Consider the following 15,310-nt stretch of genomic DNA (forward strand, 5'->3'; position numbering starts at 1 on the left):
CTTTCATTCACACGCAAAACGATTGGCTCGAATGAGCTCCCGATTGTCGAGGCCGAAGTCAATGAAATCAATGATATTAATGACGTGGCGTTTCGGTTGGCTGTGACGCCAGGCTCCGTTTCCCTCGACGTAGCCGAGATTGCTCAGTGCGATTTTGAGTTTTCCTGCCTGGCCGTGAATGTCAGGACTTATATCGTGCATCCAACGTTCCTTTCCTTATTTTTGGTTTCTGCTCAGCACCCTGAATGGCGCTTCTCATTCGTCGTTATCGTCTGAAGACTGTCTGATTTGCTCTTCGAGCCATTTTTCATTTTGGTGATCGAAGTATGCTGCGAGCTCGGGGTAAAACTCCGAGGACGCTGTCGCAAAATTGAAGATTTCGTCGGCATTGGACCCATCGAAGTTCAAATCTCTGTAGTCATCGATGAGGCCGTTTTCGTCGATGATAGCTATGACCTGCCGCATCGACAGTGGGCTCTTGGCCCAGCGCGGCTTCACGGTGAAACGTTCTGGCGGTTCCTGCTCCATGTATTCATCGACCAGTCGGAAATAGATCCGTTCCCCAGAGCGCCGCGCCCTGATCGAAAAGACGTCCATCGTTACCGATCGCAAGGTGACCCGCGCTATCTCCACTTCATCCGGGCGGAGAGGGGGAAGATACTCCCCGCCCATGAGCCAGGGATGGATTGAACCTTGTATTGATCGGGCCGTGCTATCGAGCGTTGGTTCGGTGGGCACGGCGAGGTCTGATCCAGAAGCGGCCTCATTCTTGGCTGCCTGCCTTCGAAGTTCTCCGGTGATGTGGCTTCCGAAGTAGGAAGCCAGGCTCTGTGGGCCCCAGTAGGATTTGGGTCTGAAGTCGAGATCGAAATCTTCTGACATCATGGTTTCTCCAGAATTTTTGTATCTTCTCAGAATTTCAATGTTCAGGCAGCCAGCCTTGCTGTCTGGCGTACTTGGCGGCGCCTACAGCCGGGAGATGGGCCCAGTTGAGATCGGAAGGCCGTATCTCGATGTCGTATTCTTCGTTCCAGGCCCGCCCACATCGGTTGCACTTGTGGCCATCGGTCAAGCCGTGCATCCAGATCATCTCGACGTCCCAGCTTCCGCAAATGCACAACGCCCGCGGGGGCAGGGTCCCTTTTCGTACACAGCAGGTCATCGTTCCACCTCGCCGAAGGCGTTGCCGACGTCGATGACAACCCAATTTGTACGTTCAGCGACTTCAGCCCTGAGGTGAGGCAGACACCAGTCACCATCAAGCTTGGCCGTCGCGTATCTCGGTGTGCTCGGGTGTTCTCCCAGTTCAAGCCCTACGTCCGGGATACGGGCGCCCAAGGGGCCGGTGATTTGGTCGCTGAAAAGATCGTACAGAAGGTCGTGAGCTTCCGTTTCGGGCCGGTAGTTTGCATGCCAAATGCGAAACGCGGGATCTTCGAACTCGGTTGGCTCGTAGAGATCCTCTTTCGCAAACCAGCCTTCTTCGATCATACGCCAATGATCCGGTTGTTGCAGGACGAGATCGGTGCCTGGGCCGAATGCCCGCTCAAGAGCCTCTGGCTTGATCAGTTTCGATGGCGTCTCAGGGCCGTCGCTAAAGAGCAGTAGCCGACCGTCACCGGTTTGTTTGGTAAACAGTGTCCGTACCCGTGGCTGGGCTTTCAGGGGTGAGCGGGTGTCTTGCTCCCCTGCGGCATGCACAGCCAATGGGCTAGACGCAGTGGCGGCAGTTGTGGCGATGAAATCTCGACGTGTAATCATTGCGGTCTCCTTGTTCGAGACCGGCAGGACAATCGCTTGTGGATGAGGCCAACCCATTAGTTGCCGATCTGGCCGCATCCCCTTTCGGGCGACCACCTTGCCGGGTTTGGCAGGTTGGCGGAGGCATAGCCTCACTCTTGATGCACTTTTAAACGTATGTGTAGTCGCGCCGGTTTTCAATGGGCGAACGCCAATCGAAGTATTTCTTCCCGCATCTTCTCGAAAGAATCCGCAGTAAATGACATCGCCATCGGAGAGAGTTCGCGACCAGTTCGATTCCCTCCGCCATCCTACCATATGATGCCGGTCATTTCGTCGTCTTGCCCTGGAAATCCTATTCTTGGGCGGGGACACCGTCGATCAGCGGATTGGGTTTCGCGAAGGCCCGAAGCACCTCGATGTCCCCGATGATGATCCGCCGCCCGTCGACCGAGACCCCATAGAGCGAAAGGCTCTTGAAGGCTCGGCTGAGGTTTTCCGGCGTCATCCCAAGAAGGGACGACAGGGTCCGCTTTTCGAACGGCAGGTCGAATTGCAGGGCGCTGCCGTTGCTGTTGGACTGTCGCAAGAGGTAGTTGGCCAGCCGTTCCAGAGACGTTCGTAGTTTGACGTTCTTGTGGGATTTGACGACGCCCCGATAGCATTGGGCAAGCTCGGTCACGATCGCCCGCGCGAAATCATTGTCCGCGTCAAAGGCGGCGCGCACGTCCTGGCTTGGGATCAGGGCGATCCGGCTTTTTTCGATTGTCCGGGCGGACATCAGATAGGGGGCATTCTTGATCGTCGCGGCAAGGATGAATGTGGAAATCGGACGGATGATCGCCATGGTGGTTTCGCGGTTGTTCCAGCTTGAAAACAGTTCGACGGCGCCGCTTAGGACGACATGCAGGAAATCGCTGGTTTCGCCTTCGTGGATCATGTCGATTTGGGGCGGGAAGTTCTGAACGTAGGACCCGCGCATCAGGTCGTCGAACTTGTCCCGCGACATTTTTTCGAACAGATGCAGCCGACGCACGTCGTCATAATATGATTTTGGCATTGGCTGACATCCCCAGGTCCGTGGTCGCCAAGGTGCGTCTCCTGATTGATATTTGTCAAGCGACGAGTTGACAGGTTTATGCGCTCGGTTTGATGAGTCGCTGCCGTTTGGTTGATGAATTTCTGTAAGTCATTTATTTTAAGGGGAAAAAATGAAAATCTGATCCAGATCAAACACGGGGTGCCCCATGTCCCCCATCACGGTCCCAACCCAAGAGAGGCGCATGACTCGCCTGAAATTGGAGGGACAGAGATGGAACTACAGAACAAGGCCACGGCATTGTGGTCGAATTTCCTTAACGTGAGGATGCCGCAGATCAGAACATTCCACATGACGTGGTTCGCGTTCTTCTCGTGCTTCTTTGCATGGTTCGGGATCGCGCCGCTGATGGCGGTGGTGCGGGACGAATTGCAACTGACCAAGGATCAGATCGGCTGGGCCATTATCGGGTCGGTCTCGATCACAATCTTCGCGCGGCTGTTCATCGGCTGGCTGTGCGACCGGATCGGGCCCCGGAAGGCCTATACATGGCTTTTGATCCTCGGTGCCTTCCCGGTGATGGGCATCGGCCTGTCGTGGAACTTTGAAAGCTTCCTGATCTTCCGGGTTCTGATCGGTGGGATCGGGGCGTCCTTCGTCATCACCCAATACCACACCAGCGTGATGTTCGCGCCGAATGTGGTGGGCCAGGCGAACGCGACCTCGGCCGGGTGGGGCAACCTTGGCGGCGGTGTCACGCAGTTTGTCATGCCTCTTCTGTTCTCGGTCTTTGTTGTGGGCTTTGGGTTCTCCGAGGCGGTCGGCTGGCGCCTGTCCATGGTCGTCGTCGGCGTCATCATCTTCCTGATCGGGATCGCCTATTACTTCCTCACGCAGGATGCGCCGGACGGCAACTTTGACGACCTGCGCGCCAAGGGCATGATGGAAGAAAAGAAGAAGGTCACGGGCAACTACATGCAGGCGTTGAAGGACCCGAGGGTCTGGGTGCTGTTCGTGATCTACGGGGCCTGTTTCGGGATCGAACTGACGGTCAACAACGTGGCCGCCCTCTACTTCGCCGACTACTTCGACCTGAGCCTGATCGCCGCCGGTTTCGTCGCTGCCTCTTTCGGCCTGATGAACCTTTTCGCCCGCACGCTGGGCGGGATCTTCGGTGACAACTTCGGCGCACTCTGGGGGCTGCGGGGCCGCAGCTTCTGGCTGTTCATCTGCCTGCTGTTCGAAGGCTGCGCGCTGATGGTGTTCAGTCAGATGCAGGTGTTGTTCCTGGCTCTGCCGGCGCTGATCGTCTTCTCGCTGTTCACGCAGATGTCCGAAGGCGCGACCTACTCGGTGGTTCCCTTCATCAACAAGAAGGCCCTTGGCGCGGTTGCCGGCGTGGTCGGGGCAGGGGGGAATGCCGGGGCGGTTCTGGCGGGCTTCCTGTTCAAGAACATGATCGACTGGAGCCAGGCCTTCCTGATCCTCGGGATCATCGTCACCTGCGCTTCTTTCCTTGCCTTCTTCGTCCGCTTCTCGACCCGGCAGGAAGACGAAGAGCGCGCCAATTTCGCCGCCGCGAACATCAACACGCTGCGGGCCAAGGCCGAACGCGCGAACGCCGCCCTCGAAGAAGGGCTTCAGGCCATCGCCCGGACCAAGACCACGCAACATCCGGCCAGCTAGGCCGATACACGGGGCGGTCGGCGAACTGGCCGCCCCACACAGAAAACGCCAACCCGCGAGGACATCACAATGGCGATCACCGCAACATCCGGCCAGCAGGGGCACACCCTGATCGACTGGCGCCCCGAAGACCCGCAGTTCTGGGCCGACAAGGGCAAATCCATCGCAACCCGCAACCTCTGGATCTCGATCCCGAACCTGCTTCTGGCCTTTTCGGTCTGGATGGTCTGGTCGGTCGTCGTGGCGAAACTGCCCGCGATCGGGTTTGAATACTCCACCGGGCAGCTGTTCTGGCTGGCGGCCCTGCCGGGGCTGTCGGGTGCGACGCTGCGGATCTTCTACAGCTTCATGATCCCGATCTTTGGTGGCCGGAAATGGACGACACTGTCCAGCCTCTCGCTGCTGCTTCCCGCGCTTGGGATCGGTTTCGCGGTTCAGAACCCGGAAACCCCCTATGCGATGTTCCTTGCCCTAGCCCTGATGTGCGGCTTTGGCGGCGGCAACTTTGCGTCCTCCATGGCCAACATCGCCTATTTCTACCCCAAGGCCACAAAGGGCAACGCGCTGGCGTTGAACGCGGGCCTTGGCAACCTTGGCGTGTCGGTCATGCAATTCGTCGTGCCGATGGTCATCACCGCAGGTGTCTTCGGTGCCATCGGCGGCGCGCCCGTCACCCTGTCGGACGGCAGCCAGCTGTGGATTCAGAACGCGGGTTTCGTCTGGGTGCCCTTTATCCTTGTCAGCGCCATCGCGGCCTGGTTCGGGATGAATGACATCGCCGATGCCAAGGCATCGCTAGCCGACCAGCTCAGCATTCTCAAGCGGTTCCACAACTGGGTGATGTGCATCCTCTACACCGGCACCTTCGGCAGCTTCATTGGCTATTCCGCGGGCTTCCCGCTGCTAATGAAGACGCAGTTCCCGGATGTGAACGTGCTGTCCTATGCCTTCCTCGGGCCGCTTGTCGGCGCGCTTAGCCGGGCCGCAACCGGGTGGGTCTCGGACAAGTTCGGCGGTGGCCGGGTGACCTTCTGGGTCTTCCTGGGCATGATCGTCGCGGTCTGGGGCGTGCTGCAATTCCTGCCCTCGGGTGACTATGCCGGCAATTTCTGGGGCTTCTTCGCCTGCTTCATGGCGCTGTTCTTCCTGACCGGTGTCGGTAACGCCTCGACCTTCCAGATGATCCCCTCGATCATGAAAAAGGAAATCCCCCGCCTGATGCCCAACGGTAACCCGGCGGACATCCAGCGCACGACCGAACGGGAAAGTGCCGCGATCATCGCCTTCACCAGCGCCATCGCCGCCTACGGGGCCTTCTTCATCCCCAAGGCCTACGGGACCTCGATCGGCATGACGGGTCAGCCGCACGGCGCGCTCTGGGGCTTCCTGATCTTCTACATCCTCTGCGTCGTGATCACCTGGATCTTCTACAGCCGCAAGAACGCGCCGGTCTCGTGCTGAGCACCCGCTGAACGCCATGTGTCCTGCGCGGGCAACCGCGCGGGGCCGCCGACACCCCAAGGAGAGTTGAGATGAGCCACCTGCTCGACAGATTGAACTTCCTCTCGTCTAAGGAACTGGACCGTTTTTCCAACGGCCACGGCCAGACGACCCGCGAAAACCGCGACTGGGAAGACACCTATAGAAACCGCTGGCGGCACGACAAGATCGTCCGCTCGACCCATGGGGTGAACTGCACCGGATCTTGTTCGTGGAAGATCTACGTCAAGTCCGGGATCGTGACCTGGGAAACCCAGCAGACGGATTATCCCCGGACCCGGCCCGACCTGCCCAACCATGAACCGCGCGGCTGCGCCCGCGGCGCGTCCTACAGCTGGTATCTCTATTCCGCGAACCGGGTGAAAAACCCGCTGATCCGGGGCCGCCTTCTGAAGGTCTGGCGACGGATGCGCGAAACCATGTCCCCGATCGAGGCCTGGACCGCGATCCAGAACGACCCGGTCCTGCGCAATGGCTATGTCGAAACGCGCGGCAAGGGCGGGTTCGTCCGGGCCAGCTGGGACGAAGCGACCGAGATCACGGCCGCCGCCAACGCCTATACCGCCAAGACCTATGGCCCGGACCGAGTGTTCGGCTTCTCGCCGATCCCGGCCATGTCGATGATCTCCTATGCTGCCGGGTCGCGTTACCTGTCGCTTCTGGGCGGCGTCTGCATGTCTTTCTATGATTGGTATTGCGACCTTCCCCCCGCGTCCCCGATGACATGGGGCGAACAGACCGACGTGCCGGAAAGCGCCGATTGGTACAACGCGGGCTATCTGCTGCTCTGGGGGTCGAACGTGCCCCAGACCCGGACCCCGGACGCGCATTTCTACACCGAGGCCCGCTATCGCGGCACCAAGTCCGCCGTGATCTGCCCCGACTATTCCGAAGCCGCCAAATTCGGCGATGTCTGGCTGAACGCCAAGCAGGGCACGGATGCCGCGTTGGCGATGGCCTTTGGCCACGTGATCCTGCGGGAATTCCACCTTGATCGCCAGTCCGAATATTTCACCGATTACTGCCGCAAATACAGCGACTTCCCCATGCTGGTCCGGATCGAGGAAAAGGACGGCCAACTGGTGCCGGGCCGGTTCCTGCGGGCCGATGACCTGACCGGAAAGCTGGGCGAAAAGAACAACCCGGAATGGAAAACCGTCGCTTGGGATCGCACCTCTGGCGGGCTGGTCAGCCCGAACGGGTCGATCGGCTACCGCTGGGGCGAGGCGGGCAAGTGGAACCTTGAAACCCGCGCCGCCGAGGCGGACACCGACCTGTCGATGTCCTTCATCCTTGAAGAGGACCACGACGACGTGGTGGGGATCGACTTTCCCTATTTCGGCGCCGATGCGACCGAGTCCTTCTCGACCGGGGACAAACGCCCGAACATCCTGACCAAGAACGTGCCGGTCAAGAAGATCAAGATTGGCCGCAAGACGGAAATGGTTGCCACGGTCTTCGACCTGTTCTGCGCCAACTACGGGTTGGACCGGGGTTTGGGCGGCGATTGGGTCGCGACGAAATATTCCGATGATGTGCCGGGCACCCCGGCCTGGGCGGAAAAGATCACCGGCGTTTCCGCCGACAAAATCGCCCATGTCGCCCGCGACTTCGCGCTGAACGCCGAAAAGACCAACGGCAAGTCGATGATCATCATCGGCGCGGCGATGAACCACTGGTACCATATGGACATGAACTATCGCGGTGTCATCAACATGCTGGTGATGTGCGGTTGCGTGGGTCAGTCCGGTGGCGGCTGGGCGCATTATGTCGGACAGGAAAAGCTGCGGCCGCAAACCGGCTGGCTGCCCTTGGCCTTTGCATTGGATTGGGGGCGCCCGCCGCGCCACATGAATTCGACCAGCGCCTGGTATGCGCATACCGACCAGTGGCGCTACGAGACGCTGACGGCGGGGGAAATCCTGTCGCCCACCGCACCCGAGGGCGATTGGGACGTGTCGATGATCGACTACAACATCCGGGCCGAACGGATGGGTTGGCTGCCCTCGGCCCCGCAGCTCAAGACCAACCCGCTGGAGGTCGCAAAGGCCGCCAAGGCCGCGGGCAAGGAAATCCCCGCCTTTGTCGCCGAACAGCTGACGTCCGGCGCGTTGGAGATGTCCTGCGAGGACCCGGATGCGCCGGAAAACTGGCCGCGCAACCTCTTTGTCTGGCGGTCGAACCTTCTGGGATCGTCCGGCAAGGGGCACGAATACTTCCTCAAGCACCTGCTGGGCACCGATCATGGGGTCATGGGCAAGGATCTGGGCGAGGAAGGCGGGCAACTGCCGAAGGAAGCCAAGTGGCATAGCGACGCCCCGCGCGGCAAGCTGGACCTGCTGGTGACCATCGACTTCCGGATGAGCACCACGGCGGTCTATTCCGACATCGTGCTGCCAACGGCCAGCTGGTATGAAAAGAACGACCTGAACACCAGCGACATGCACCCGTTCATCCACCCGCTTCAGGCGGCTGTTGACCCGGCCTATGAGTCGAAATCCGATTGGGAAATCTTCAAGGCCATCGCCAAAAAGTTTCAGGAAGTCGCGCCAGAGATCCTTGGCAAGGAGACCGACATCGTCGCCCTGCCGATTCTGCACGACACGCCCGGCGAACTGGCGCAGGATCAGGTCAAGGACTGGAAGAAGGGCGAATGCGACCTGATCCCGGGCAAGACCGCGCCGAACTATATCGCGGTCGAACGGGACTACCCCGCGCTTTACGACCGCTTCGTCGCGCTTGGGCCGCTGATGGACAAGCTGGGCAATGGCGGCAAGGGGATCGCGTGGAAAACGGACCACGAGGTGCAGCACCTGCGCGATCTGAACGGCGTCTGGGAAGACGGACCCGCCAAGGGCTGCGCCAAGATCGTCACCGACATCGACGCGACCGAGGTGGTGTTGATGCTGGCGCCGGAAACCAACGGCGAGGTCGCGGTCAAGGCATGGGAGGCGCTGTCCAAGGCCACGGGTCGTGAACACGCCCACCTTGCCCTGCCCAAGGAAGACGAAAAGATCCGGTTCCGCGATATTGCCGCGCAGCCACGCAAGATCATCTCGTCGCCGACATGGTCGGGGCTGGAAAGCGAAAAGGTCTGCTACAACGCGGGCTACACCAACGTCCACGAACTGATCCCATGGCGCACACTCACGGGACGCCAGCAACTGTATCAGGATCACCTGTGGATGCGGGCCTTTGGCGAAGGGTTCATGTCCTACCGGCCGCCGGTTGACCTCAAGACGATCAACGCGGACGTGCAGGATGCGGGCGACAGCCTCGTGCTGAACTTCATCACCCCCCACCAGAAATGGGGCATCCACAGCACCTATTCCGACAACCTGTTGATGCTGACGCTGAACCGGGGCGGGCCTGTGATCTGGCTGTCCGAAAATGACGCCAAGAAGGCCGGGATCGTCGATAACGACTGGGTCGAACTGTACAATGTCAACGGCGCGCTGACCGCGCGGGCGGTGGTGTCGCAGCGGATGAAGGACGGAACGACCTTCATGTATCACGCGCAGGAAAAGATCGTGAACACGCCCGGGTCCGAAAAGACCGGGAACCGCGGCGGTATCCACAATTCCGTCACCCGCGCCACGCTGAAACCGACCCATATGATCGGCGGCTACGCGCAGCAATCCTATGGGTTCAACTACTACGGCACGGTCGGATCGAACCGCGATGAATTCGTCGTGGTCCGCAAGATGAAGAACGTCGACTGGCTTGATGAAGAAGCCACCGGAAAGGAGGCATAAGCCATGAAAGTACGTGCACAAATCGGCATGGTGCTGAACCTCGACAAATGCATCGGCTGCCACACCTGTTCAGTCACCTGTAAGAACGTCTGGACCAGCCGCGATGGCGTCGAATACGCGTGGTTCAATAACGTCGAGACGAAACCCGGCACCGGCTACCCGACCGACTGGGAAAATCAGGATCGCTGGAACGGTGGCTGGGTGCGGACCAAGTCGGGCAAGTTGCAGCCCAAGCAGGGCGCCAAGTGGCGCATCCTGGCGAATATCTTCGCCAACCCGGATCTGCCGGAAATCGACGACTACTACGAACCCTTCGATTTCGACTACGACCACCTGAAATCGGCGCCCGAGATGAAGGCCTTCCCCACGGCCCGCCCCCGGTCGAAGATCACCGGCGAACGGATGGAGAAGATCGAAAAGGGCCCCAACTGGGAGGAAATCCTTGGCGGTGAATTTGCCAAACGGTCCGAGGATTACAATTTCGAAGGCATCCAGAAACAGATCTACGGGGAATACGAGAACACCTTTATGATGTATCTCCCCCGGCTGTGCGAACACTGCCTGAACCCGGCCTGTGCCGCTTCCTGCCCCTCGGGCGCGATCTACAAGCGCGAAGAGGACGGGATCGTCCTGATCGATCAGGAAAAATGCCGGGGCTGGCGGATGTGCGTGTCCGGCTGTCCATACAAAAAGGTCTATTACAACTGGTCGACCGGCAAATCCGAGAAATGCACGCTCTGCTATCCGCGCATTGAATCGGGCAACCCGACGGTCTGTTCTGAAACCTGTGTCGGCCGGATCCGCTATCTTGGCGTGATGCTCTATGACGCCGACAAGATCGCCGAGGCGGCCTCGGTCGAGGACAAGACCGACCTTTACGATGCGCAGCTTGGCGTCTTCCTTGATCCAAACGATCCCGAGGTGATCGCCGCGGCCCGGGCCGAGGGCGTGCCCGAGGATTGGATCAAGGCGGCCAAGGAAAGCCCGATCTGGAAAATGGCGATGGACTGGAAGGTCGCCTTCCCGCTGCACCCCGAATACCGGACATTGCCGATGGTCTGGTACATCCCGCCGCTGTCGCCCATTCAGAACGCGGCAGAGGCGGGCGCGATCGGCAGCGACGGCGCCATGCCGGACGTGCGGTCCCTGCGTATCCCGCTGCGCTATCTGGCCAATATGCTGACCGCCGGGGACGAGGCGCCCATCGCTGCCGCCCTTGAACGGATGCTGGCGATGCGGGCCTACATGCGGGCGAAAACCGTGGATGGGGTCAATGACGAAGCCGTTGCCGCAGGCGTCGGCCTGAGTGGTCGGGTGATCGAAGACATGTACAAGATCATGGCGCTTGCGGATTACGAGGACCGCTTCGTGATCCCGACCACTCACCGTGAACAGGTCGAGGATGCCTACGACCTGCGCGGCGGATGCGGGTTTACCGACAGCAACGGCTGTTCGACCGGCATCTCCAAGGGATCGCTGTTCGGCGGTTCCAAGAAACCCCTCAAAATGCCGACGGAGGTGATGTGATGGACCGGACCCTGAAAGCCCTTTCGCTGATCCTGAGTTACCCGACGCGCGAATTGCAGCAGGCCATGCCGGAAATCGGAGGCGTCCTTGCCGCCGACACCCGGCTGACCGCCGCCGCGCGCCGGGCGTTGCGCCCGCTGGTGGAGGAGCTGAGCGGGCGCGACATCTATGACATCGAAGAGCAATACGTGATGCTCTTCGACCGGTCACGCACCCTCTCGCTCAACCTGTTTGAACATGTTCACGGCGAAAGCCGGGACCGGGGCGGGGCGATGGTGTCGCTTCTGGAAACCTATCGGGATGGCGGGTTCGAACCTGTCACCTCGGAACTGCCGGATCACCTTCCGGTCCTTCTCGAATTCCTGGCCACGCGTTCCCACAGTGAAGCTCAGGAAACCTTGGCGGACGCGGCGCATATCTTCGAGGCTCTCAGCGCCCGGCTTGCCCGGCGTGAAAGCCCCTATGCCGCCGTGTTCGCCGCCCTTTTGCAGCTTTCGGGCGCGAAAGCGGACAAGGAGGCGGTCGCGGAACTTCTCGACCAGCCCGAGGTGGACCCGAACGATCTGGAGGCCCTCGACGCGGTCTGGGAGGAAAGCGAAGTGCGCTTTGGCCCCGACCCGAACGCAGGCTGCCCGCAGGTCCGTGACATGCTGACCCGCATGGATCAGCCCATCAACCCCGACCCGCGCGTCGCCGCGGAATAACGGAGGCCAAGATGCATAATTTCCTTTTTGGTATCTACCCCTACATCGCCCTGTCCGTCCTGATCATCGGGTCGATCGCGAGATATTACCGAGACCCGTTCACATGGAAAACCTCGTCCAGCCAGATGCTGCGCCGCAAGCAGCTGATCTGGGGGTCGATCCTGTTTCACGTCGGTGTGCTGGTGATCTTCTTCGGGCACCTGATCGGGTTGCTGACCCCGATCTGGGTCTTCGACGCCTTGGGCATCAGCCACGGGGCCAAACAGCTTCTGGCGGTTGTCGCGGGCGGCATCGCCGGTGTGATGGCCCTGATCGGTGGCTTGATGCTGTTTCACCGCCGCTGGACCGATCCGCGCATCCGCGTCACTTCCAGCTTTGCCGACACGGCGATCCTGTCGCTGCTTCTGGCGCAGCTCGTGCTGGGGCTGGGTACGATCTATGTCTCGCTTCAGCACCTCGACGGGCATGAAATGACCCTGTTTATGTCCTGGGCGCAGGGGATCTTTACCTTTGACGGGCAGGCAGCCAGCTACATCGAACACGCCGCGCTGATCTTCAAACTGCACCTGTTCCTTGGGCTGACGATCTTCCTTGTGTTCCCCTTCACCCGGCTGGTGCATATCCTGTCCGGCTTTGGCGCGCCGATCCGCTATTTGTTCAACCGGCCCGGCTATCAGATCGTGCGGTCGCGCAAGCGTCGCCACCCGGCGGAGTGATCCGATGACCGCACCGCTATTCCCCGATCTGGTTATCAACGGCGAGACCGTTCCGCAGGCCATCATCGCACAGGAGGCGCAGAACCACGATGCGCCCAAGGACAAGCCCGGTCTGGCGTGGCGCAAGGCTGCCAATGCCATCGCTACCCGCACGCTGCTATTGCAAGAGGCACGGCGGCGCGGGATTGCCGCCGACCCGGTCGAGGTTGGACCGGGCCGATTTGAAACCGAAGAGGAGGCCCTGATCCGGGGCCTTCTCGAACAAGCAATCGACATTCCCGATCCAGACGAGGAGACCCTGCGCTGGGAATGGGCAAGAAATCCGGAGCGGTTCCGGTCGGCCCCGCTGTGGGAGGTGTCGCATATCCTGATCGCTTGCGACCCGCGCCAGCCCGTGGCAACCGAGGTCGCCCGCCAGCGGGCCGAGACCCTGACCACCGAGGCGCTGGGCAACCCGCGCGGCTTTGGCCGGTTGGCCGAGGCCGAAAGCGACTGTGGTTCAAAATCATCGGGCGGGACCCTTGGGCAATTGGGTCCGGGTGATACCGTGCCGGAATTCGAAGCCGCGCTTCGAACCCTGTCCGAGGGCGAGATCACGGCCAAGCCGGTCTTGTCGCGGCATGGCTGGCATATCATCCGGATGGACGCCGCCGCGCCCACCCATGTGCTGCCCTATGAAACCGTCCGCCCGAAGATTGCGGAAGCCTGGGAAAAGGCCGCGTGGTCCCGCGCCGCCAAGGCCTTTCTTGATCAGCTTGTCGACAAGGCCGAGATCGTTGGCGCAACCCTCAAATCAGATACCAAATACGCCCGCGCCTGACGGCGCAGGCTCCATCGGCCCGAAGGCCGATGTAAGAAAGAACCGGAGACCCAAATGAAAATCGGATACTCAATGGCGCCCGGACGTGGCGACACCGACCTGATGATGCAAAGGCTTTCCAATTTCCTGTTGGATCGGGGCTATCGTGTCGCCGGCACGGTTCAGGTCAATTCCGACCGGCCGGACGATGGGCCCTGTGACATGGATGTGAAAGTCCTGCCAGACGGTCCGGTCATCCGCATCTCGCAATCGCTGGGCGGACAGTCAAAGGGGTGTCGGTTGGATCCCTCGGCCCTTGAAAAGGCAGTCGGACATGTGGACGCCAGCCTGACGAAGGAAACCGATTTCCTGATCATCAACAAATTCGGGAAACACGAAGCCGAAGGTCGGGGGTTCCGGAGCGTCATTGCAAACGCCCTTGCCTTGGACATCCCGGTGATCGTTGGCACGAATGGCCTCAACATGGGTGCGTTCCTCGACTTCGCCGGTGACTTCGCCGAAGAAATCGCCCCAGCGGCAGATGCCTTGCAGGCGTGGTGCATGCAATATGCCAGGGACATGGCCGAGGCGGTCTGAAACGCTGTCGCTAGATCTGGTCCGTCGTTACGGATGGGCGCCATTATTGATTCTTGTTGCCAAAACGTTTCGGTTGGTCATTATAGCCTCAACAGGAGGCGCGTTGGCGCAGACAAGTCATGACAACACTCAAAGATCTCAGCCGCCATCTGGGCCTGTCCATCACACAGGTCAGCCGTGCGCTTAATGATCATGGCGACGTCAGCGAAAAGACCAAGCTGCGTGTCCGGGATGCTGCCAAGTCTTTGAATTACGAAGCAAATGTATTGGCAAAGCGGCTTGTGACCGGGCGCTCCGGGATCGTGGGGCTTGTCTATCCGGTGATGCCGGACCCGTCCGATTCATGGTATTTCATGAAGTTCGTGGCCGGGTTGTCGAAGGAATTTACCCGCCTCGGGCGCCAGTTCATGCTGCATATGGCGGATGACCACCACAACCATCTGGATGTCTACGACAAGCTTGTGCGCAGCAGGTCTTTGGACGGGTTCATCATCATGACGCCCCAGGTGGCTGACGAGCGGGTCAATTTTCTGCGGTCGCGTAACGTGCCCTTCGTCCTGCATGGACAGACGATGGACGAACCCGACTACCCGTTCTTTGATATCGACAATATGGCGGTCGGATACGAACTGACATCCTATCTGGCCGAACAGGGTCATCGCGAAATTGCGATCATCAACGGGGCGCCGGGGGCGTCTTTTGTCGAACGCCGCTTCGTGGGATACCGGCAGGCCCTGCGCGACCACGGGTTGCCGCACCGGCCCGAATTCGAAGCGGCCGGTACAATGACTGCCGATCTGGGACTGTTGGAAACGGTGCGGCTGTTTCAGTCAGATGGGCCAAAGCCGACGGGTCTAATTGCCAGTAACCTGCGGATTGCAAAGGGAATTATTTCCGCCGTTCAAGCAATGGGTCTGCGGGTTCCCGAAGACGTTGCGATCGTCGCCCACGACGACAAGTTGCCCGATGTCAGCGCGGACGGGCTGGGCGTTCCTATGACCACAACCGAGGCGCCACTGGGGGATAGTTGGGAACCGCTGGCGCGTTTCCTGAACGCGACCCTTGACGGTGCCCCGTTGAGTGAGGTGCAGCAGATCGGTCCGCACAAGCTGATCGAACGGGGGGCGGGTGCTGGGTTCCGGGGGGCTGCAACCCCCGAGACCCGCCGCGCCAAGCGGGCATAAGCGACCTTGGCGCTTCTTGAAGGAATCATATTGACGGATCGAGACTGTTGGCGCTAACGTTGC

The 15,310-nt window shown here is 60.3% G+C and carries 13 protein-coding genes and 1 riboswitch; of the genes, 9 read left to right on the top strand and 4 right to left on the bottom strand.

The features are described from left to right. Positions 1–3 precede the first annotated feature (3 nt). The 4 genes from U3648_RS13625 to U3648_RS13640 all read right to left on the bottom strand — a co-directional run bounded on the left by U3648_RS13625 (position 4) and on the right by U3648_RS13640 (position 2,800). Positions 4–201, bottom strand: coding sequence for a metallophosphoesterase family protein (locus U3648_RS13625; RefSeq protein ID WP_420859784.1), 198 nt, complete (start codon positions 199–201; stop codon positions 4–6). Positions 202–255: 54 nt separating this feature from the next. Continuing rightward, a complete protein-coding gene (locus U3648_RS13630) occupies positions 256–885 on the bottom strand; it encodes a hypothetical protein (RefSeq protein WP_420859785.1) in 630 nt (209 codons plus the stop codon). Positions 886–1,158: 273 nt separating this feature from the next. Further along, the gene (locus tag U3648_RS13635; protein WP_420859786.1) at positions 1,159–1,761 is read right to left on the bottom strand and encodes a hypothetical protein; all 603 of its coding nucleotides are present in this window, start codon (positions 1,759–1,761) and stop codon (positions 1,159–1,161) included. A gap of 46 nt (positions 1,762–1,807) precedes the next feature. Further along, positions 1,808–1,910: riboswitch (SAM-I-IV-variant riboswitch) on the bottom strand. Between the two features lie 185 nt (positions 1,911–2,095). After that, positions 2,096–2,800, bottom strand: a complete 705-nt coding sequence (locus U3648_RS13640; RefSeq protein ID WP_420859787.1) for a helix-turn-helix domain-containing protein — start codon at positions 2,798–2,800, stop codon at positions 2,096–2,098. Between the two features lie 252 nt (positions 2,801–3,052). Between U3648_RS13640 and U3648_RS13645 the strand changes: the two genes are divergently transcribed. The 9 genes from U3648_RS13645 to U3648_RS13685 all read left to right on the top strand — a co-directional run bounded on the left by U3648_RS13645 (position 3,053) and on the right by U3648_RS13685 (position 15,247). Beyond that, positions 3,053–4,465: an MFS transporter gene (locus U3648_RS13645; RefSeq protein WP_420859788.1), complete on the top strand. Its 1,413-nt coding sequence runs from the start codon at positions 3,053–3,055 to the stop codon at positions 4,463–4,465. A 69-nt stretch (positions 4,466–4,534) separates the two neighbouring features. Next, positions 4,535–5,926, top strand: coding sequence for a NarK family nitrate/nitrite MFS transporter (locus U3648_RS13650; RefSeq protein ID WP_420859789.1), 1,392 nt, complete (start codon positions 4,535–4,537; stop codon positions 5,924–5,926). A 71-nt stretch (positions 5,927–5,997) separates the two neighbouring features. Further along, positions 5,998–9,720, top strand: a complete 3,723-nt coding sequence (locus U3648_RS13655) for a nitrate reductase subunit alpha (RefSeq protein ID WP_420859790.1) — start codon at positions 5,998–6,000, stop codon at positions 9,718–9,720. Positions 9,721–9,723: 3 nt separating this feature from the next. Continuing rightward, positions 9,724–11,247, top strand: a complete 1,524-nt coding sequence (narH, locus tag U3648_RS13660) for a nitrate reductase subunit beta (protein ID WP_420859791.1) — start codon at positions 9,724–9,726, stop codon at positions 11,245–11,247. Next, positions 11,247–11,951 carry a nitrate reductase molybdenum cofactor assembly chaperone gene (narJ, locus tag U3648_RS13665; RefSeq protein WP_420859792.1) on the top strand — a complete coding sequence of 235 codons (705 nt, stop codon included), beginning with the start codon at positions 11,247–11,249 and terminating at the stop codon, positions 11,949–11,951. Before narH ends, narJ begins: the two co-directional genes overlap by 1 nt. An 11-nt stretch (positions 11,952–11,962) precedes the next feature. After that, entirely contained in the window at positions 11,963–12,667 is a 705-nt protein-coding gene (gene narI, locus U3648_RS13670) for a respiratory nitrate reductase subunit gamma (protein ID WP_420859793.1), read from the top strand. A 4-nt stretch (positions 12,668–12,671) separates the two neighbouring features. Next, positions 12,672–13,487: a peptidylprolyl isomerase gene (locus U3648_RS13675; RefSeq protein ID WP_420859794.1), complete on the top strand. Its 816-nt coding sequence runs from the start codon at positions 12,672–12,674 to the stop codon at positions 13,485–13,487. Positions 13,488–13,559: 72 nt separating this feature from the next. After that, a complete protein-coding gene (locus U3648_RS13680) occupies positions 13,560–14,063 on the top strand; it encodes a DUF2478 domain-containing protein (RefSeq protein ID WP_420859795.1) in 504 nt (167 codons plus the stop codon). Positions 14,064–14,182: 119 nt separating this feature from the next. Next, positions 14,183–15,247: a LacI family DNA-binding transcriptional regulator gene (locus tag U3648_RS13685; protein ID WP_420859796.1), complete on the top strand. Its 1,065-nt coding sequence runs from the start codon at positions 14,183–14,185 to the stop codon at positions 15,245–15,247. Positions 15,248–15,310: the final 63 nt, after the last annotated feature.

Source organism: Marivivens marinus, assembly GCF_035969385.1.
Taxonomy (GTDB): domain Bacteria; phylum Pseudomonadota; class Alphaproteobacteria; order Rhodobacterales; family Rhodobacteraceae; genus SELP01.